The organism is Streptococcus oricebi (genome assembly GCF_017883985.1).
Classification (GTDB): Bacteria; Bacillota; Bacilli; order Lactobacillales; family Streptococcaceae; genus Streptococcus; species Streptococcus oricebi.
Map to the genome: position 1 here is coordinate 122,590 of NZ_PRDG01000004.1, position 20,904 is coordinate 143,493.

Sequence of the window (20,904 nt, forward strand, 5' to 3'; positions counted from 1 at the left end):
AGCTTTTGTGGAAACGGTTTCTGTATGTTATACTGTAAATATAAATGTAACAGTTGCTTGTTACTAGAAAGATTTAAGAGGATTTAAGATGGTTGTTAAAACTGTTGTCGAAGCACAAGATATTTTTGACAAGGCTTGGGAAGGTTTTAAGGGAGATGACTGGAGAGAAAAAGCCAGTGTTTCTCGCTTTGTTCAAGCCAACTACACTCCTTATGATGGAGACGAAAGTTTCCTAGCAGGTCCTACTGAACGCTCACTTCACATTAAGAAAATTATTGAGGAAACAAAAGCTCATTATGAAGAAACTCGTTTCCCAATGGATACAGACCGCGTAGCATCTATCGCTGACATTCCTGCCGGCTATATCGACAAGGATAACGAAGTGATTTTCGGTCTTCAAAACTCTGAGCTCTTCCGCCTCAGCTTTATGCCTAAGGGTGGAATCCGCATGGCTGAAACTACTTTGAAGGAAAATGGCTATGAGCCAGACGCTAAATTGCATGAAATCTTTACTAAGTATGCAACTACCGTAAACGATGGTATCTTTAGAGCCTACACTTCAAACATCCGTCGTGCCCGCCACGCCCACACTGTAACTGGGCTACCTGATGCTTACTCTCGTGGTCGGATTATCGGGGTTTACGCTCGTCTAGCCCTTTATGGAGCTGACTACCTGATGGCTGAAAAGGTGAGAGACTGGAATGCCTTAACCGAAATCGACGAAGAAACTATCCGTCTGCGTGAAGAAATCAACCTCCAACACCAAGCCCTGGCTGAAGTGGTTAAGTTGGGTGACCTTTACGGAGTGGATGTTCGCCGTCCAGCCTTTGATACTAAAGAAGCCATCCAATGGACCAACATTGCCTTTATGGCAACTGCTCGGGTTATCAACGGAGCTGCAACCTCTCTTGGTCGGGTGCCAATCGTTCTAGATATCTACGCTGAACGTGACCTTGCTCGCGGCACCTATACTGAAAGCGAAATCCAAGAATTTGTTGACGACTTCGTTTTGAAACTCCGTACTGTGAAATTTGCTCGTACCAAGGCTTATGACCAACTTTACTCAGGAGACCCAACCTTTATCACAACATCTATGGCTGGTATGGGAGCTGATGGTCGTCACCGGGTTACCAAGATGGACTACCGTTTCCTCAACACCCTTGACAATGTTGGTAACTCACCAGAGCCTAACTTGACTGTCCTTTGGACTGACCAGTTGCCATATGCCTTCCGTCACTACTGCATGCACATGAGCCACAAGCACTCTTCTATCCAATACGAAGGGGTGACTACTATGGCCAAGGACGGTTACGGTGAAATGAGCTGTATCTCCTGCTGTGTGTCTCCACTAGACCCAGAAAATGAGGACCAACGCCACAATATCCAATACTTCGGTGCTCGGGTAAACGTGCTTAAAGCCCTTCTGACAGGTCTTAACGGTGGATATGACGATGTCCACAAGGACTACAAGGTCTTTGATATTGATCCTATCCGTGATGAAGTGCTGGAATTTGAATCTGTAAAAGAAAACTTTGAAAAATCCCTTGACTGGTTGACCGATACCTATGTAGATGCCCTCAACATCATCCACTACATGACTGATAAGTACAACTACGAGGCAGCCCAAATGGCCTTCCTGCCAACTCACCACCGGGCCAACATGGGATTTGGTATCTGTGGTTTTGCCAATACAGTTGATACCCTGTCAGCTATCAAGTATGCGACTGTTAAACCAATCCGTGACGAAGATGGCTACATCTACGACTACGAAACTATTGGTGACTACCCTCGTTGGGGTGAAGATGACCCTCGCTCAAACGAATTGGCTGAATGGTTGATTGAGGCTTATACTACTCGTTTGCGTAGCCACAAGCTCTACAAGAACGCTGAAGCGACTGTATCACTTTTGACCATCACTTCAAACGTAGCCTACTCTAAACAAACTGGTAATTCACCAGTTCACCGTGGAGTTTACCTCAATGAAGATGGTACAGTTAATACTAGTCAACTAGAGTTCTTCTCACCAGGAGCTAACCCATCTAACAAGGCAAAAGGTGGCTGGTTGCAAAACCTGAACTCTCTAGCAAGTCTTGATTTTGGTTACGCTGCTGACGGTATCTCACTGACTACCCAAGTATCCCCTCGGGCCCTTGGTAAGACTCGGGAAGAGCAAGTCGACAACCTGGTAACTATTCTGGACGGTTACTTTGAAAATGGTGGCCAACACGTCAACCTAAACGTAATGGACCTCCAAGACGTTTACGAAAAGATTATGGCTGGTGAGGACGTTATCGTTCGTATCTCTGGCTACTGTGTCAACACCAAGTACCTAACACCAGAACAAAAAACAGAATTAACCCAACGTGTCTTCCACGAAGTCCTTTCAATGGATGATGCACTATCATAATCAATCAAAAACAAGTTATCAGCATTGCTGATAACTTGTTTTATTTAATGAACTTCAATGCTTACTTATCTGGCTGAATGGCTAATTCTTTGATATAGTTCAGCCCCCAGTCCTCAATCTCATCTAAGACCGACTGAAAGCTATGTCCAATCTCTGTCAAGCTATACTCTACCCTCGGTGGGACCTCGGCATAAACCTTTCTCTGAACAATCTTATCTTTCTCTAGTTGTCGCAAATACCTAGTCAAAATAGTCTGAGTGATCCCCGGCAACAATCGTTGTAGTTCATTAAACCTCTTCGTTCCTGTGCTTAATTGGTAAATGATAACCAAAGGCCACTTGCCTGTTAGAACCTTTTGAGTCGTTGCAAAGGGACAAATTCCATATTCACTTACTTTATTTGACATTTTTTCTCCTTATTTGAATGCATTACTATCGTTTTTGATACTTACTAACAAAAAAAAGCGTACTTGTTCTTTTTTTCCTAGTTGCTATAATTGTATCATAAATAAAAAATTTTTGGAGGAATTTTCTCATGTCAACAAACTTGGATATTTTTAACCAATATAACAATTCTCTTATTGCTGGTGATTTCGATGGTGTTTTTGCAACTATGGCAGACGACATCATTTGGCACCAGCCTGGTCATCATGTACTATCAGGAACAATAGTCGGAAAAAAAGACCTTAGTCCTCATCTAGGGGGCTTCGCAGCAAAAACCAACGGTAGCTTTAAAGTTATTACAAATTGGGTGTCTGAAAATCAAGATTTGGTTGCCGCAAATGTTACCTTTGTGGGAACACGCGCAGACGGTAAAGAACTAGATATGAATGGTATTGATTTGTTTCGTATAGAAGATGGGAAAATCAAAGAAGTTTGGCTCTTCTCTTCTTTCCAAGATATTGAAGATGAATTTTGGAATGGAGCTAGCTAATCTCAACTCTCCTAAAAGCTCTGTTAGTTAACGACTAGCAGGCTTTTCTCTTATCCTGATTTTTGGTATAATAAAATTCAATACAGATAAAGGATTAGACCATGACTGAACGGACCCATATAGATCGTGTGATTGATGTTGCCATGCTAGCAGGGACCCTGCTTATTCAGAGCGGATCGGAAATTTACCGGGTAGAAGATACCATGATTCGGATTGCCCATTCCCAAGGGATTATGGATCTCAACGTCCTAGCCATGCCGGCTGCCCTCTTTGTCTCTCTAGAGCAGACCAACCTGTCGCGCATGAAACGGATTTTATCTTCCTCTTATAATATCGAGAAGGTCTGCGATGTCAATCAGATTTCCCGCCAGTTGGCTAGTGGCGAGCTCAACCTAGAAGAAGCCTATCAAGAGCTCCAACTATTGAAAGAAAAGCCCCTGCCCTATAAGCCCTTGGAAACTCTGCTAGCGGCTACGGTGGCTGCTCCCTTCTTTACTTTGATGTTCGGGGGCAACCTGGCCGATGCAATCGGGGCCATCATTGCTACCTTTTGGGGCTTTCTCCTCTATATCTTTATGGAGAAAAATGTGAAAATCCCCTTTGTTTCAGCCTTTTCAGGAGCCTTTTGCTTCACCCTTATCGGCTTTTTATGGTCACGCTTTTCGGGTTTTACTACCCACATGGACTGGATTATGGCTGGCTGTGTCATGCCCTTTGTTCCCGGAATCGCTCTGACCAACGCCATCCGGGACCTGATGACCAACCACCTCAATACGGGTATGAGTAAGCTCTTTGAATCCCTCTTGATTATCTTTGCTCTAGGGGCTGGAACGACCCTCGCTATCCTTATTATGAATCAACTCTTATCATGATTATTACCTTTTTACTTCAAGCTATCGCTAGCTACATCGCCATCATGGCCTTCTTGATTGTCCTTAATATCCAAAAGCAGATGCTGGTCCCCAGCGCCTGTGTCGGCATGATTACCTGGCTGATTTACTTTTTCCTTAAGGAACCGACCAATACAGTCCTAGCAACCTTTATCGCGGCTGTCATCGGCTCCTCGATTAGTCAGATTGTCAGTATCAAGCTAAGGACTCCGACCATCGTCTTTGCCATCGCCATTCTCTCCCCCCTGGTGCCTGGCTATCTGTCCTATCGGACTACTACTCTCTTTGTCAATGGTAATTACAGTCAGGCCATCATTTCAGCAACTCTGGTCATCATCTTGGCCCTGGCCGTATCGATTGGTATGGCTAGTGGGGCCATTGTCCTGAGAATCTATCGTTATATGAAAAAACAACGACGATATAAACTGAAAGGATGACTGGTGGGACTTGTTTATCCTGCTTAATAAAATTTTTGGCCTCCTCCTAATAGAGGCTTTTTTAGCTCTTTTATCTTTAAATATGGTAAAATAGATTTTGCCAAGATACTCTTAACAATCAAACTAAATAAAAGAGGTTTTATGATGATTATCGGAATTGATAAAATTGGTTTTGCAACCAGTAACTATGTATTGAAATTAAAGGATTTGGCCCAGGCTAGGCAGACAGATCCTGATAAACTAAGCAAGGGACTGCTACTCAAGGAGTTGAGTATTGCTCCAGTTACCGAAGATATTATCACACTGGGAGCTAGCGCTGCCGAATCTATCTTAAGCCAGGAGGACAAGGACCAGATTGATATGGTGATTGTAGCTACCGAGTCCGCTATCGACCAGAGCAAGGCTGCCTCCGTCTTTATCCATGGTCTCCTAGGTATCCAGCCCTTTGCTCGGAGTTTCGAGATTAAGGAGGCCTGCTATGGGGCAACGGCTGCTCTGGACTATGCCCGACTCCATCTGGAAAAACGGCCCGACTCCAAGGTTCTGGTAATTGCTAGCGACATTGCCAAGTATGGGATTGGAACACCGGGTGAGCCGACCCAGGGGGCGGGCTCTATTGCCATGCTAGTGACCGCTAACCCGCGTATCCTGACTTTCAATGATGATAATGTAGCTCAAACTCGCGATGTCATGGATTTTTGGCGTCCCAACTACTCCAGCACTCCCTTTGTCAATGGCCTCTACTCTACCCAGCAGTATCTGGACTGTTTAAAGACCAGCTGGACCGAATATCAGAAACGCTCTGGCCTCAGCCTCAAAGACTTTGCCGCAGTCAACTTTCATCTGCCCTATCCTAAATTAGCCCTCAAGGGCCTCAAGCAAATCATGGATAAGAGCCTAGAGCCTGCTAAAAGGGAGGAATTGACCCAAAACTTTAACCAGTCTATCATCTATAGCCAAAAGGTGGGAAATATCTATACCGGCTCTCTCTACCTGGGCCTACTCTCCCTCTTGGAAAATAGTCCCCAGCTCAAGGCTGGAGATCGAATCGCTCTCTTTAGCTATGGTAGTGGAGCTGTTTCAGAGATTTTTAGTATGAATCTGGTTGAGAACTTTAGGCAAGAACTTAAGACCAACCGACTGGAGGAGCTGGACCAAAGAGAGAGCCTTTCGGTGGCTGACTATGAGAGGATTTTCTTTGAGGAAATCCAGCTAGACGAGACTGGCTCGGCTAGCCTAGCAGGCTATGACCAGCAAAACTTTGCTCTGACTGGTGTCAACCAGCACCAACGCCAATACAGTAAGGTAAAAAAAGAAGCATGAAAGTAAACTGGACTGGATTTTCCAAAAAAACGCGACTGGAAAGACTGGATTTTTTAGCCCAAAAAGGTCTTCTTTCCAAGGAAAAAGAAGAGTTCTTGGCTAAGAATGAAACCCTACCCCTAAATGTGGCCGAGCAAATGGCAGAAAACACCCTGGCTAGTCTAGCCCTGCCCTATGCCCTCGTGCCAGACTTTCTGGTGAATGGTCAGACCTACCAAGTCCCCTTTGTCACAGAAGAGCCCTCGGTAGTCGCCGCAGCTAGCTTTGCTGCCAAGATTATCAAACGCTCTGGTGGTTTTAATAGTCTGGTTCATGAGCGACAAATGATTGGTCAGGTAGCCCTCTATCAGGTCCCTGACCAGCTAGAGGCCCGAAAGAAGATTTTATCGGCCCAAGCAGAGCTACTAGACCTAGCTAATGCTGCCTATCCGTCTATCCTCAAGCGGGGGGGCGGAGCCCGTTCGCTTTGGGTGGAAAGCAAGGAAGACTTCTTGCTGGTCTATTTGAGCTTGGATAGTCAGGAGGCCATGGGAGCCAATATGCTCAATACCATGCTAGAGGCCCTGAGTCCCGAGCTAGAGCGACTAAGCCAAGGCCAGTCCCTGATGGCTATCCTGTCCAACTATGCTACCAATAGCCTAGTGACAGCTACTTGTGAGGTCGACCTGCGCTATCTGAGCCGCAACAAGGAAGAAGCCCAGGAGATTGCCCAGAAAATGGAGTTGGCTAGTCGCCTAGCCCAAATCGATCCCTATCGGGCCAGCACCCACAACAAGGGAATCTTTAATGGAATTGATGCCCTGGTACTTGCGACCGGTAATGACTGGCGGGCCATTGAGGCGGGAGCCCATACCTATGCTGCCCGTAGTGGCCAGTATCGGGGGCTGAGCAAGTGGACCTTGGACCCAGACCAAAGAAAACTAAGGGGAGAGTTGACCCTCCCCATGCCTATTGCTAGCAAGGGAGGTTCTATCGGCCTCAATCCAACTGTCGAGGCCAGCTTTGAACTTCTGGGCCAACCCCAGGCTAGGGAACTAGCTTCCATCATAGTGGCAGTCGGTCTGGCCCAAAATTTTGCTGCCCTCAAGGCTCTGGTAACTACTGGAATCCAGGCCGGCCACATGAAGCTTCAGGCTAAGTCCTTGGCCCTACAGGCAGGTGCCCAGCAAGAAGAAATCGCCCCCCTAGTTAAAGAGCTGATTGCCGGCAAGAACTTTAATCTGCAAGCAGCCAAGGAGAACCTAGAAAAACTTCGTGAAAAATAAGACTTGGAAAAACTAAGAAAACTAGCTCCTTATCACCTATCGTGGAGGGCAAAAAGCTAGTTTCAAGGGACTCCTACTTTCAAAATAAGCAAAAATCAGCTATTCAAAATAATGAATAGCTGATTTTTCGCTTGTATTTGAGATTGGCTGGAAAGGCAAAAGACAAGCTAAAGACCGACCGCAAGTTTTCTTATTTTTTATAGCAAAAAACTCTTAGTAGGACCAACTGATGCTGGCTCTCTAAGAGTTTTCTTGTTTATTTTGGTAAAAATTACTCTGTCTCTAATCGCTAGAAGCATCTATTTTTATTCCTTTTCTTCCAACTGGCCCTGGGCCTGCCTGAGTCGGCCATAGAGTAAGTAGGGGACATTTCTTAAATCAGCTAGATTTTGGCAGTTGAGAGCACACATCAGCAATCTAAGGTCTGCCTTCCAGCCCTCCACAATCTCAATCGCTTCTTCCAAGGAATGGCTCTCTACTAAGTCCAGCATGGTCCGAGAAAGGCCGACAGCTCTTGCTCCCAAGACTAGGGCCTTAACCATATCCAGAGGGTGTCTGACTCCTCCACTAGCCAAGACTTCTAGCTTGTCTAGAAGGGGCTGGGCCTGCAAGAGAGCTTGTAAAGTAGACTGGCCCCACTGATCTAGATAGGTTCGGGAGCCACTGCGCCGATTTTCAATATAGGAAAAACTAGTCCCCCCTCGGCCGGACAAATCGACCGTTCTAATGCCTAGCTGATAGGCCCGCTCCATACTCCTTTTATCCATGCCGAAGCCAACTTCTTTTAGAATCAAGGGACAGGGCAAGTTTTGGACGTAGCTAGCTAGATGAGCTGGCCAGTGCTTAAATTTTCGCTCTCCTTCGGGCATGAGCAACTCCTGCATCACATTGACATGGACCTGTAAAAAGAGAGGATCTACTGCTTCAATGGTCGCTTGAGCAGCCTCTAGGGGCTTGTCTAAGCCGATATTGGTCGCCAAGAGTAGCTGGGGCTGGCTCTTGCGAGATGGATAGGAGTCATCCTGGGGATTTTTTAGGGCTGCACTATAAGAGCCGGTCACAAATAAGAGGCCACAGGCCTCTGCTAGTTGGGCTAATTTTTGGTTGATGGCCTTGCCCTTCTGGCTCCCTCCGGTCATGGCATTGATGTAAAAGGGAAAGTCCCATTTACGACCAGCAAAGAAGGTCGATAGGTCAATCTCCTCTAAATCATAGGCCGGCAGAGAACTATGTATCAACTCCATATCATCAAAGCTGTTATAAAATTCTGGCTGGTCTAGGGCATACTTAATGTGGTCGTCTTTCCTATTTTCAGTCATGCTGGCCCATCCTTTCTCGGTAAATTAGGTCAATATCTGCATCCTGCCACAGCTCTAGCAAGGTCTGGCTGGCCTGGTCATCAAAGGCTAAAGCAATTCCGCAGTCCCCTCCGCCAGCTCCACTGCTTTTGGCTAGGGCATCCAGATTTCGACTAGCCTCCATCAATTTTTCCAACTTAGGATGGCCAATGGCTGGATGAAGGCTAGCTAAGCAAGTTGCATTTTCAGTCAGAGCTGCTTTTAAGGCTGGCTTATCCCCCTTTATCAGGGCCTGCTCCGCTTTTAGCACTGCCTGCTGGCTGGCTGATAAGAAACTAGGGCTAATAGCCTCCTGGACCTGGTCGATTAAATCCTTGGAGATAGCCGGCTCCTTGGTCCAACCAACCAGAAAATCAAAGGTAAGGGCTGGATGAATCCTCCGAATCTGATAGCCCCAATCCGCTCTTAAGACCTCATCAAAAGAAGCCTGCTTAATCTTTTCTCTCAAACTTTGGCGGTCAAAGGACTGGTAATAAATCAAGTCCTCATAGGCAATGCAGGCCAAGTCCCCCATAGACCCATTATCTCCTCTTTTTAGAAGCAGATAGGCTCCCAGTTTAAACAAGATGTCGGGCTCTAACTCAAGATTATAGAAACTAGCCACAGCTCTTAGGGTCAAAATCAGGACACTGCCACTGGAGCCCAGCCCCAATTTTTTGCCCTCTTTTTCCATGGCTCCCAGAATCTCTAATTTAAAGGGTTCCGGGCTTAGACCTTGCTGGGTCAGATAAACATTCATAAGCTGAATGGCCTCTTGGATAAGGGCATAGGCTGGATCAAAAGCTAGACTAGCCTGGTGTTTAAAGAGGCTGGAGGCCAGTTGGTAGTCAGAAGCTGGCTCAATTTTAGCCCTCATATAAATAGGGATGTTCTTGATAATGGCTCCTTGATGGGGGCTTAAAATAGCGTATTCCCCAGCCCAGTAGAGCTTGCCACAGCTCTTAACTTCTTTTTTAGTCCTCATAGGGCAAATCCTTAGTTTTGGAGACAATCAGCCTGTACTTTTTTTCAAAAAGACTGACCAGATGATCCAGATCCTTTTCTAGACAGAGGACCTTGACATTGGGACCAGCGTCCATAGTGAAGTAGCAGGACTCGCCTGCAGCCCTGAGGCTTCTGACAAAGTCCATAGCCTCCCTGGTTTCAGCGGTCAAATAGCTAAAGGGAGGATTGGCCGTCTCAGTAGTCGAGTGCATCATCAAGGCATTGCTCTCGGTCAACTCGCCCACCTTGGCAAAGTCATTATCCTTGAGATAGGTCAACATCTGCTGGTAGTCCTTCTGGGACTGCTCTACCCAGTCGGCAAAGTTGGTGGAGGTCTCAGCGCAACGCTTCATTCCCTCACGACTAGAGACCGTCTTTCTTTGGTCATGCAAAACCAGCATAATCATGGCTAGCTTGAGTTGGGTTGAAACAGGATAGACCTCTCCGCTATCCTTGTCCCAGGCTGTCAAGGGACCATAAAAACTACGGGCCGAAGAGCCCGAAGCATACTTGGCTTTTTGGGCCAAGTCTCTAGTCCCCAAATGCTTACCAAAAAACTCACTGCTGGCCTTAACTAGGGCTGATAGGCCGCTGGAGCTAGAAGAAAGACCAGCGGCGGTCGGCATATTATTGGTCGTATCAATCCTGACAAAGCCTGCCCCTGCTGGCCGAAAGAGATCCAAGACCCTACTGGCCTTGGCGTGTTCTGCCTCATTTTGCAGGACGCCATTGATGTAAAATTCATCCTGCTTGCTGGCTTCCCCCAGGGGACTGATGGAGGTCTCGGTATACATATTTTCTAGAGTTAGAGAAATACTACTGGTCGCCGGCACCATATTCTTGGCATCCTGCTTGCCCCAGTATTTAATAATGGCAATATTGGCGTAAGATTTCACTCTTACAGGCTTTCGATCCATGTGTTGATAGCCCCTTTCTCTCTTAATAATAAAGCCAAACTTTCAGCTTCTGCTTTCTCCCTCACCAGGGCAATCACGCAACCTCCCAGGCCGCCCCCACTCATCTTGGCTCCCAGAGCTCCATTTTCCAGAGCTTGCTCAACCAAGCTATCAGCCTTGGGACAGCTCACACCCAACTGGGCCAATTTTTGGTGGGCCCTAGTCATGGCCTGCCCCAGCGTTATCAAATCTTTGATGGAGATGGCCCTTTCGACAATCTTGGTCAAATTTCCCAGCTCCTGAAGCAGGGGCAGGGCCTTCTGACCCAGTCTTTCAACCTGTTGAATGGCCTCTCTGGTATGACCATGAATTCCTGTATCTGCAATCAGCAAATAGGCTGATAAGTCTAGGTCTATCTCTGAAAAACCAAAGTTTCTGATAAACTTAATGGCTACATCACTCAGGCAGGTCTTGGCATCTAGACCACTAGGATTCATGTGGGCAATCATCTCCGCTCGATTAGCTAAAATCTCCAGAGTTTGGGCGTCCAATTCTTGGTCATAGTAGTCAAAGACAGCCCGAATAGCTGCAATACTAACAGCGGCAGAAGAGCCCATGCCCCGCTTTTCAGGGACCATGGACTTGACCTGGCAGCGAATCTTGGCCTCCTCAATACCCAGATGTTCCAGGCAGGCAAAAACAGCCATGGACAGGGTATCCTCGGCATAGAGACGCCAAACCTTATCGGCAGGCAGGACCTGGCAGGTCACTTCGATATTGTTAAGGGGTAGGGCCAAGGCCGGATAGCCATAGACCACCGAATGCTCCCCGATTAAAATAATTTTACTATGTGCCTTACCGACACCTATTTCTTTGGTCATCTTCTTTCTCGATTACTTCTTTTCACTTTATATTTTAATATAAATTTTGGAAAAAAGCGATTTTTGTATCTATTTCCAGCAAAAAAGGGGACCAGAACAAGAACTAGTCTCCTCAGAAAATAGTCCTGCTCCACTCCCCTTGATTTAGTTAGACGCAAACCTGTTTACAATTCTTTTTTTATCAAATCCATCAGCTGATTGCGGTCCACAATCCACTCTTCTCGTTCATCTTTTTCATAGGTCCGGTTGGATAAAAAGATTGCTGCTTTTTCTTCCTTGCGGTTATACATAAGAAAGGTGCCGGTATATCCCGTATGGTCCAGCCAATCCTGGTCTAAATTCCAGGCCAGACTTCTGGTCTTGCCAGCTAGCAGACTATAATTTTGAGCCAAATCTGCCGCAAAATCATCCTTCAAATAGTGGTCCAAAAAGAGCTCGAGATCAGCTAGACTAGAAAAGAGACCTGCACTGCCCGTATGGGGACCTAAAACTTGGGCCTTGGGGTCATGGACCATTCCTGACTGGCCTCCTCTGCTAGTCGGGACTGCTCCCTCTACTGGCCCAAAGCAGGTTTCCTTTAATTGCCAGTTTCTAAAAATTTCCTGCTCTAAAATCTGGTCCAAATCTTCCCCATAGATTTCCTCCAGCATAAAGCCCAGCAAAAGAAAGTTGACATCTGTATAGCGAAAGGACTTATCCTCTTCTAGCTCAAGCTGGTTAAGGGCCTGCCTTAATTGGTCCTGATTGAGCTGACTCCTATTTTTAATAAAGGGGTTGAGGCCCGATGTATGGGTCAATAACTGCCTAAGGCTAGTCTCCTCATGCACAAAGGCTGGATAATAGTATTTGAGGCTCTGGTCCAGCTCTAGCTCTCCCTTTTTGATGAGAAGAATAACCAGGCTACCAACACCCAGCACCTTACTGACACTGGCCAAGTCATAAATCAAGCCTGGCCTGGTCGCTAGATTTTGCTCAGGGTGACTCAGACCCAGATAAAATTCTTGCCACCGGCCCTTACGATAGAGGGCGAGACTGGCCCCTGGATAGATCTGATTGGCCAACTGGTCCTCTATCTTGGCTAGAATAGAATCGATGCTCATAGGGCTTCAAACCACAGCTCAATCTGGCTCGGATCGGCAACTAAGAAGAACTTCTTAGATTTAGGTAGGAAATACTGGTCTGGCTTGAGCCGGACTGCTAAGTCAGCCACCTCAAAATCGGCCAGCTGAAACTTGAGCATGGACAAGTCCCAGACAAAATCCGACGTAGTCAAGTCAGCTCCTTGAGCCTCCTTAAAGTCCAAGAGGTCTGTTGTTCCCAGGAGCTTCTGGTAAAAGCTCTGACTTTCCTGGACTTGAGGGACACAAATTTCAATCTTTTCCAGCTCAAACTGACTCAGGCCTTGAAAATCAGCTGCTTTTTTAAAACTTGGTCGCTCACTTAAGGGCTTTAAGTCTAGATAGCTAGCTTCTGCATGCAGCAAAAAAGTATCTCCTTCTGGTGATTGAAGCGAGAAGGCATAGCCCTTAGGACCTTGGTAGAGTTCATAGTCTCCTGCTAAATCCGCCAAGAGACTCTCGACTTCGCTGGCCTCGGCCACCCTAAAAATAATTCGTCCTAGTTTTTTGGTTCCTTCCACCTTGCGAGCCCTAGTACTAGGTACTTCCTCTAAGAGGAGGCGTTCTGTCTTTGTTTGGTCTCCTAGACTGGCAGTTGCCCCTTCTTCTAGCAGATTCTTCATGCCCAGACTTTCAAGATAGAACTTTAAATTCCGGTTGCGATTATTTACTCTTACTACTGGTATCGTTTGAATCATTTGATTTTTTTTACCCATAATTTCCTCCAAGCCTTTCTATTTTAAAAAATTTTTGAGAATTTTACAAATAATTATACGCAGAATAAAAAAATGTTTGCTGAAATTCATACAAACATTTTTTTACATCATATTCCATCTAGTCGGTAGATAGGCAAGTAAGATTAAAAGGTGGCTAATAAATGGTTTCAGCCAGGACCAAACTACGCTTGGAGGCCAACTCATATTGAAGATAGGCCTGATAGGTCCCCGGGGCAATGATTCCCTGGGGATCGACAATATCTGTCCCGGCCCGGCCCAAAATGGAATCAGCCAGAAGGACACAGTTGGTCGATAGGACAAAGTAGGTCTTGAAACGGCTATCCTTAAACTTATAAATCTCCGCTTCCAAATCCTTTTTGAGATGGTAGGGATAGATGGGCTTACCGTCCTTAAGCCGACTAGAGGGCTCCCAGGGGTAGGTCAAGTCATCCAGCTCGGCCAGACGCTCCCTTATAGCCTGGTCCTGCTCCTTGGTCAGCTGGAGTTGATAGACAAAGAGGGTCTTTTGACTCTCTTTCTTACAAAGGTCGATATAGGCCTCACGCTCCACCTTAAAGAGGACTCCGTCTCCCACCATACCAAACAAGCGTTCTGAAAAAGGGTCATAATTACCATAGGAAATGACCTGACCTTGGTAGCAAATATCAACATGGCCCAGGGCCCCGAAAAAGTTGGTCTGGGAGGTATGGATAAAGACCTCCATGGAGCTAAAACCTTCTTTCGCTTCCTCTGGCCAAGACTTGTCTTGAAGGGACTCTGCTAGATCTGCCTGCTCTTTTCGTCCCTGCAAAAAACGATTAAACTGATTGAGTCGCTCAGCCGGTACAAAGGCTGCAATGACAATGGGCAAGCTGATTCTGGTCCGCCGTTTCAGAGTATGGCGGTCCTCATCATTATCAAAGAAAAAACCATCTCTGAGATTGGACAGGCCCAGTGAGATCAGATAAAAACCTAAAAAAACGAATTGGAGGTCCCGATCTGCACTGGGGGCAATAATAGTCGAAAGGCCCAAGACCGTATAAATAAGAGTATCTAAAAGGAAACGAAAACCTCCCTTGATTTTATTCTGGCGAAAGAGGAAGTAGGTTACCCCATAGATAAAAGCCATAAAGAGCTGGTAGAGCCCTAAGATCAAAAGGATGGTATGGAGGGGGAGGCTGGTATAGTCATTGAGCAAATCCAAACCTAGACCGATTAAGAGTCGCCAAAAAGCCGCCAAACTAGACACTTCCTTACGCCTAAGGACAAAGCGGAAGAAAAGGTCTGAGAGTCCTGTCCCCATTAGATAAAGACTTAAAAAACTAATCCCTAAACGGGCTACTAAATTTCCATTCCATAGGACAATAGCCCCTAAAATCAGGGCGACAAGGCCAAAGAGAATGGTCCGCCGCCGACTGACGGCCCTTAATTTTTCCTGCATGGCTCACTCCTAAGAAAAAAGAGGGGGCTTTCCCCCCTTGCCGCCCCTAAGCTCAAGAGCCAGGCTGACTAGACAAGCCAGCCTGCTCTTAAAGTACCTAGGGGGCAGATAGCGAAAGAGGCTGAGACCAAAGTCCCCAACCTCTCACATATATTCCTAATCTGTAAAAGACCCGCTAACCTTTTGAAGTTTAGCTCTGCCTTTTCAAGAAAGACTGCTAGCAGCAAAAGAGATCTTCTATTCTTACGGAAAATCAAGCTTATCCGTAGATAAATTTATAAAGGGCAACTGCAATAATTGCTGCCATAATCGGTGTCACAACCGGCACCCATGAATACCACCATTTTGAATCACCCTTGGCTGGTCCAAGGAAAGAAGTAGGTAGGATAAAGTGCAGGAAGCGAGGAGCCAAGTCACGCGCTGGGTTGAGGGCTGGTCCAGTAGGTCCACCCAAGGAAGTAACCAGAGCCATAACCAAGAAACCAAGAGCCATATGGGCAACCGCAGAACCTGCTGAAGTGACAGATGCCAACTGAGCCTTGACTTGGAGACTGTTAAAGTCAATTGCTTGACCTGTTTGGCTGACCTGCTGTTTAGCAAATTGAACAGCCTCTGCACCAAAGAAATGTTTGGTCATTACAATCGCTGCAAAGAAGAGGACAAAGGAACCGATAAACTCATTGATAACCCCATTTAACAAGGCAGCATTACGGCTTTCTTTCTTACCATCGTCCACACTTACAATCGTTGAGAAGGTTCCCAAGATAGCATTTGAGTCCGTTGTTTGCAAGTAGTAAGGACGGTGGCTCAGAGTCACCAAGAATTGTCCCGCAAAAGCTCCAAGTAATTGAGCTAGAATGTAGGGAGCAACCTGCGCCCAAGGGAAGTAGCCACTAACCGCAAGACCCAGGGTAAAGGCTGGATTAATGTGGTTACCTGAAACATTTCCAAACATCAAGGCTGGAATCATAACCCCCATACCGTAACCAACTGCAATTACCAGCCAGCCACTTTGATGACCTTTTGTTCCTTTCAATTCAACATTGGCAACTGCCCCATTTCCCAAAATAATCAGGAAGGCTGTTCCAAGAAATTCTGTGATATATTTCACAGCCCATGTGAATTCCATGTATCTATTCTCCTTAAAAAATTTTTAGACAAAGACTATTTTATCAAGTATAATGGAGAATGTAAAGGTCCTTTCCCTATAAATTTGAAAAAAGAGGTAAAAAATATGCGTTATAACCAGTATAGTTATACAAAAGTCTCTGATGAAACCATGCTGGCCGAGCTAGCTAGCTTGGGATTTATTTTTGACCAGCAGGCCAGTGACAAGGATAATTTGCGGAACTTTCTTGACTGGGCCTCTCCCTCCTATCAAGAAATCGACTACCTCCTAAAAAGTTGGCTGGCAGATTCCGAGACTAATTTACTGGCCTTCTTTCAGTCAGACCAAGCCTTAAGCCAGGAGATTTTCACCATGGTCGCCCTCCAAATCTTAGAGTTTGTTCCCTTTGTTGACTTTGAAGAGCTCCAAGACTTTTGCCAGCAAATTAAGTTTCCTATCTGCTATGGACGGCTACTAGAAAACCTCTACCAGCTCCTTAACTGCCGGACCAAGAGCGGGAATTTGCTGATTGATAAGCTTGTTAGCGAAGGGCTCATCCCTGAAAATCAGGATTATCATTTCTTTAATGGCAAAAGCTTAGCGACTTTTTCTAGCCATGATGTCATTCGTGAGGTGGTCTATGTAGAAACCAGGGTAGATACAGATAAAGACGGCCTGCCCGATCTGGTCAAGGTCTCCCTTATCCGCCCCCGTTATGAAGGAAAAATCCCCGCAGTCATGACTGCCAGCCCCTACCACCAAGGGACCAACGATAAGGCCAGCGACCAGGCCCTCCACAATATGAACGTGGACTTACTTAAGAAAACTCCCCATCAAATTGAGGTCAAAGAAAGGACTCTTGACTTGGTAGATCCATTGGGTCAGGCAGAACTGGTCCAAGAGAGCCAGGAAAAACTCGGTCATATCAGCACCTACACCCTCAATGACTATTTCCTGCCCCGCGGTTTTGCCAATATCTATGTATCGGGAGTCGGGACCAAGGATTCACAAGGGCTGATGACCAGTGGTGATTATTATCAAATCGAGGCCTTTAAAAATGTTATCGACTGGCTCAATGGTCGCTGTCGCGCCTTTACTAGTCCCATCCGACAAAAGGAAATCCGGGCCGACTGGTCCAATGGAAAAGTGGCAACCACCGGTATTTCCTACCTAGGAACCATGTCCAATGGACTGGCTACCACTGGCGTAGAGGGCTTGGAGGTCATCATCGCAGAAGCCGGCATCTCGTCCTGGTATAACTACTATCGAGAAAACGGCCTAGTCACCAGCCCTGGCGGCTACCCTGGCGAGGACTTTGAAAGCCTGACCGAGCTGACCTATTCCCGCAATCTCAGGGCCGGAGATGCCCTCCACCACAAGGCTGCCTATCAAAAATTTGTCCGGGACTTAGAGAAGGACCTAGACCGAGCTAGTGGTGATTACAACCAATTTTGGCATGACCGCAACTATCTCAAACACGCCGACAAAGTCAAGGCCCAAGTTGTCTTTACCCACGGTTCCCAGGATTGGAATGTCAAACCTAGCCATGTTTATCAGATGTTCCAGGCCCTACCAAAGGGACTAAAAAAGCACCTCTTTTTCCACAACGGTGCCCACGTCTATCTGAATAACTGGCAATCCATCGACTTTCGTGAAAGTATGAATGCTCTTTTAGCACAAAAATTACTGGGATTGAAGTCGGACTTTGCCCTTCCTCCTGTCATTTGGCAGGATAATAGCCAGGCACAAACCTGGCTCAGTCTGAATGATTTTGGCAGTGAGAACAAGCAGTATTTCAATCTAGGCAAAGGCCTAGAAATCATTCAAAACGCTTATAGCGAACAAGACTACCAGCGCTATGGCAAGAACTATCGAGACTTTCTGGCCGATCTCTATGAGGATAAGGCCCAGGCTGTGACTATTGATTTGACCCTGGAAAAAGACCTCTTTATCAACGGTCCTATCAAGCTCAAGACCCGGCTCAAGTCCAGTAGCGATAAGGGGCTCCTTTCAGTCCAGGTCCTAGACTATGGCAGGAAAAAACGCCTGACCCCTATCCCTCATCCTATCCAGCCCAGAAGCATGGATAATGGCCGCTACTATATGCTGGATAACTTGATGGAGTTGCCCTTTATCGAAACACCCCATCGGGGCATCAGCAAGGGCTATCTCAACCTGCAAAATCGCAAGGGCTTGCTGACGGTGGAGGAAGTCATTCCCGACCAATGGATGACGATTGAGCTGGAACTGCAACCAAGCATTTATAAACTAGAGGCCGGCCATACCCTCCGCCTCCTCCTTTACACCACTGACTTTGAAATCACCGTCCGCGACAAGACCGACTATCAGCTGACCGTAGATTTGGAGCAGTCCAGTTTGGAAGTGCCAGTGGAAGAGAAATAAAAAATATTAAAGCAAAAAAAGCATCCAAGGTAGGACAAAACCGCACTGGATGCTTTTTACTGAACTTTTTGGTAAATATCGTAACTATTTCTGACCATTAAACAACTCCTAAAGGGCTATCTCAACCTACAAAACCGCACCGATTTGCTGACGGTAGAGGAAGTCACGCCTAACCAATGGATGACTTTCAGCCTTGATTTACAGCCAACCATTTACAAGCTCCGCCTAGTCCTTTACAACTCCGACTTTGAAAGTCACCGTCTGCGATAGGACCCGACTACCAGCTGACTGTGGAGTTTAATCAGAGATATCTTTTTAACTTTCCACTTTGAGCTTCACATTCCCTTTGTATGGTTTCTGTTTGGCTTCCACTGGATATCTAACGATGACGATAGCTTCTTCTAATTCATCTGAAGGTTCAACTAACCAATAAATATGGCTTTCTTTTGGCAAATATTTAATATTCTTTATAGCCGCCTCTGCTGGAACTTTTTCACCTTTATAAAAAACCAGTTGCTCAACAAATTCGGGCTCAATTTCTGACGAGTATTCGCAATCCTTATATATAAAACCTTCCAGATTAGAAATTATTGTTTTTAGATTTGTATTTGTATTTAAATTTTTGTATACTCCCAAAACTATAATCAATAGAATAAATAAAAAGATAAGTTTGTCTACTCCTAAATAAAAGGCATCAGAATATATATCAGGTTTGTTGCCGCTTAGTGAGTTAAGTAAACGTGCGAAAGGTCTGTATTTATTAGATAAAAGTATAGATAAATAAAAAGGTAAAAGTACAATCTGGGCTTGTAAAGTAAGTTTAAATATATTTCTCTTTAAAGTTTCTTGATTATAAGTGCTGGATTTAAAAATTCCTAGTGGATGAGCTGCCTTTTTTGTTAGTATCCAGATATCCTCAGAAAACAATTGGTAAGTAAGAGCAAATATAGCAGCTACAAATACCCAATTAGATAAGTCCATCAAGCCCGAAAGAAATACTATACATAAAATTGAAAGAAACAAACTAATTTTTATTTTTAAGAACCGAAAAAAACTTCTTATCAACCCAATTAGTGAATAAATCGTTATAAACAGGATAATTGAAGTAATAATTATGTTGTATTCATTTGGCTTCCATGAATAATAACCTCGTGCTGCATTATTAAAAAATATTATCTCCGAAAAGAAAAGTAACGAAGGGATAGGGTAAAAATATACTTTGTCTCTTATATCTATGTATCGAATAAATCTTCTCCTAAGAATAAATATGTTATTTCCATACCAATACTCCTGTTTGCTTGCCTTTATAAATACTAGACGTAATACAAATGATAAAACTAGAACGAATGGAAAAATAAAAGTGAGAAGAACATTTTCCATGTTTTTATACTTTAATAAGTCATAATAATTGTGTTTAATAAAACAAGCAACTAATAACATTACAATAATGTCTAATCCTATAAAAATATTGTCCCATTTATTTAAACTAGGCTTCTCTAATAAATCTATTGAGTTAAAAGTTAGTTTATTATCTTTTTGAAAATAATCAAATCTTATCTGCACCTCTTTTAGAGAACTCTCCAAAGAAAACTCTTTCATTCCTTTCTTTACCCATTTTTCATCATTACTTGTTTGAATACCTATTTTTATATCTTCTAAATATCGCTCTATATCCCCAATGTTTATATTGTTTTCTTGAAACTCTTTAATATCTCTTTTAAAATCTTCTGCTTTCTCTACAATCATTTTTGACATACCTCACAGCTCCTTTCCTTTACATTATAACACAGGTTTGTATCCATATTCTTCAAGATTTAAAAACAGTAAAACCCAACCTCTTAACTTTGCTTTAATAGCCAAACATGCTATAATGTTAAACGAAAAGAATAGCATTACCTATACACAGAAAAAAGATTCGCCATCACTAGCGAATCTTTTTTCATTTTACTTAATTATCTGCAATTGAAAAACTACGAACTAGGTCGATATTGAAAGAAAAACTAGTAACCCCTAAAATCAAATAATGGTTACGTTAAATATAAAATAGCAAGTATCATAAATACTATCATTTTTTGTGGAGTAATTTTATTTTTCATTTATCTAATCGCTAGTACCTATTCCCATCCTTTTTCAACTTTCACCTCGCCCCAATTATTAGGCGTGTATTTACTGTCGTAAACCTTACACCAATCGCGCAAGAAAAAGTCGTTGAGGATTTCTTTGTTGTACTGTTCAAGCATTTGATCGGTGATATTATATTGTTTTCGTAGGTCTGCTATTTGTTTTGTATCCTCAATATATTTTCCGTTCACAGAAAACATTACATAATGTTGTAAACTTTTTTTTTCGACTAGATATTTATTTCCTACACGGATTGTGACATTATCCGTTAACTGTTTTTCAAACGAAATAACAAGAGTTTCTGGATTTTTTAAATAAAAACTCAGACCAACATGGCTATAGTCTTTAGGAATATATTTTTTTTCATAGGACTCATGGGCAGAATCACTAAATAATTCTTTAGAATCCACATAAGAATGAGTAGAAATCCCCTCAATTCCGTTCAAAACCGTATTGGGTTTGGGATGCATATTCTTTTCCACATAATAAATCTCGTCAAAAATATTCCGTTTGTCTTGATATGTAGACACGTTTACATACACGATTGCTGCAATAATGAGGACAACTCCAGAGATAGACCAAGATAATGTTTTATGTTCTTTAAAAAATTTCATTGTCGCCAC

General features: G+C 44.4%; 18 protein-coding genes and 1 pseudogene. 8 read left to right on the plus strand and 11 right to left on the minus strand.

What is annotated here, in order from left to right:
- Positions 1-88: 88 nt before the first annotated feature.
- On the plus strand, positions 89-2,407 hold the full coding sequence (gene pflB / locus C4K46_RS07275; RefSeq protein WP_209628236.1) for a formate C-acetyltransferase: 2,319 nt from the start codon (positions 89-91) through the stop codon (positions 2,405-2,407).
- Positions 2,408-2,468: 61 nt separating this feature from the next.
- On the opposite strand, the gene C4K46_RS07280 is transcribed toward pflB, so the two are convergent.
- A complete protein-coding gene (locus C4K46_RS07280; protein WP_209628237.1) occupies positions 2,469-2,813 on the minus strand; it encodes a winged helix-turn-helix transcriptional regulator in 345 nt (114 codons plus the stop codon).
- A gap of 128 nt (positions 2,814-2,941) precedes the next feature.
- Here C4K46_RS07280 and C4K46_RS07285 point away from each other — a divergent pair, with 128 nt between their 5' ends.
- The 5 genes from C4K46_RS07285 (at position 2,942) to C4K46_RS07305 (ending at position 7,255) form a co-directional block, all read left to right on the plus strand.
- Complete coding sequence (locus C4K46_RS07285; protein WP_209628238.1) at positions 2,942-3,340, plus strand: nuclear transport factor 2 family protein; 399 nt, start codon at positions 2,942-2,944, stop codon at positions 3,338-3,340.
- 101 nt (positions 3,341-3,441) lie between these two features.
- On the plus strand, positions 3,442-4,212 hold the full coding sequence (locus tag C4K46_RS07290) for a threonine/serine exporter family protein (RefSeq protein ID WP_209628239.1): 771 nt from the start codon (positions 3,442-3,444) through the stop codon (positions 4,210-4,212).
- Complete coding sequence (locus C4K46_RS07295; RefSeq protein ID WP_245335161.1) at positions 4,209-4,667, plus strand: threonine/serine exporter family protein; 459 nt, start codon at positions 4,209-4,211, stop codon at positions 4,665-4,667. The genes C4K46_RS07290 and C4K46_RS07295 overlap by 4 nt, the downstream gene beginning before the upstream one ends.
- A gap of 144 nt (positions 4,668-4,811) precedes the next feature.
- Positions 4,812-5,990: a hydroxymethylglutaryl-CoA synthase gene (locus C4K46_RS07300; RefSeq protein WP_209628397.1), complete on the plus strand. Its 1,179-nt coding sequence runs from the start codon at positions 4,812-4,814 to the stop codon at positions 5,988-5,990.
- On the plus strand, positions 5,987-7,255 hold the full coding sequence (locus tag C4K46_RS07305) for a hydroxymethylglutaryl-CoA reductase, degradative (RefSeq protein ID WP_209628240.1): 1,269 nt from the start codon (positions 5,987-5,989) through the stop codon (positions 7,253-7,255). The genes C4K46_RS07300 and C4K46_RS07305 overlap by 4 nt, the downstream gene beginning before the upstream one ends.
- 305 nt (positions 7,256-7,560) lie before the next feature.
- Here C4K46_RS07305 and fni read toward each other — a convergent pair whose 3' ends face one another.
- From fni to gla, 8 genes are all read right to left on the minus strand, one after another.
- Entirely contained in the window at positions 7,561-8,574 is a 1,014-nt protein-coding gene (gene fni, locus C4K46_RS07310; RefSeq protein ID WP_209628241.1) for a type 2 isopentenyl-diphosphate Delta-isomerase, read from the minus strand.
- Positions 8,567-9,577: a phosphomevalonate kinase gene (locus tag C4K46_RS07315; RefSeq protein ID WP_209628242.1), complete on the minus strand. Its 1,011-nt coding sequence runs from the start codon at positions 9,575-9,577 to the stop codon at positions 8,567-8,569. The genes fni and C4K46_RS07315 overlap by 8 nt, the downstream gene beginning before the upstream one ends.
- A complete protein-coding gene (gene mvaD / locus C4K46_RS07320; protein ID WP_209628243.1) occupies positions 9,567-10,514 on the minus strand; it encodes a diphosphomevalonate decarboxylase in 948 nt (315 codons plus the stop codon). Before mvaD ends, C4K46_RS07315 begins: the two co-directional genes overlap by 11 nt.
- A complete protein-coding gene (gene mvk, locus C4K46_RS07325) occupies positions 10,496-11,374 on the minus strand; it encodes a mevalonate kinase (RefSeq protein ID WP_209628244.1) in 879 nt (292 codons plus the stop codon). Before mvk ends, mvaD begins: the two co-directional genes overlap by 19 nt.
- 164 nt (positions 11,375-11,538) lie before the next feature.
- On the minus strand, positions 11,539-12,474 hold the full coding sequence (locus C4K46_RS07330) for a serine hydrolase domain-containing protein (RefSeq protein WP_209628245.1): 936 nt from the start codon (positions 12,472-12,474) through the stop codon (positions 11,539-11,541).
- The gene (locus tag C4K46_RS07335; RefSeq protein ID WP_209628246.1) at positions 12,471-13,208 is read right to left on the minus strand and encodes a CppA N-terminal domain-containing protein; all 738 of its coding nucleotides are present in this window, start codon (positions 13,206-13,208) and stop codon (positions 12,471-12,473) included. The genes C4K46_RS07330 and C4K46_RS07335 overlap by 4 nt, the downstream gene beginning before the upstream one ends.
- Positions 13,209-13,362: 154 nt before the next feature.
- A complete protein-coding gene (locus C4K46_RS07340) occupies positions 13,363-14,649 on the minus strand; it encodes a DUF308 domain-containing protein (protein WP_209628247.1) in 1,287 nt (428 codons plus the stop codon).
- A gap of 259 nt (positions 14,650-14,908) precedes the next feature.
- Positions 14,909-15,778: an aquaglyceroporin Gla gene (gene gla, locus C4K46_RS07345; RefSeq protein ID WP_209628248.1), complete on the minus strand. Its 870-nt coding sequence runs from the start codon at positions 15,776-15,778 to the stop codon at positions 14,909-14,911.
- 105 nt (positions 15,779-15,883) lie between these two features.
- Between gla and C4K46_RS07350 the strand changes: the two genes are divergently transcribed.
- Positions 15,884-18,160 carry a Xaa-Pro dipeptidyl-peptidase gene (locus C4K46_RS07350; protein WP_209628249.1) on the plus strand — a complete coding sequence of 759 codons (2,277 nt, stop codon included), beginning with the start codon at positions 15,884-15,886 and terminating at the stop codon, positions 18,158-18,160.
- A 105-nt stretch (positions 18,161-18,265) separates the two neighbouring features.
- Positions 18,266-18,492, plus strand: a pseudogene (locus C4K46_RS10725) (CocE/NonD family hydrolase C-terminal non-catalytic domain-containing protein); the annotation flags it as partial.
- Here the strand turns inward: C4K46_RS10725 and C4K46_RS07360 are convergent.
- Together C4K46_RS07360 and C4K46_RS07365 are read right to left on the minus strand one after the other, a co-directional pair.
- Entirely contained in the window at positions 18,476-19,915 is a 1,440-nt protein-coding gene (locus C4K46_RS07360; RefSeq protein ID WP_209628250.1) for a hypothetical protein, read from the minus strand. The pseudogene C4K46_RS10725 and the gene C4K46_RS07360 overlap by 17 nt on opposite strands.
- 359 nt (positions 19,916-20,274) lie before the next feature.
- Positions 20,275-20,895, minus strand: coding sequence for a TipC family immunity protein (locus C4K46_RS07365; protein WP_209628251.1), 621 nt, complete (start codon positions 20,893-20,895; stop codon positions 20,275-20,277).
- Positions 20,896-20,904 lie beyond the last annotated feature (9 nt).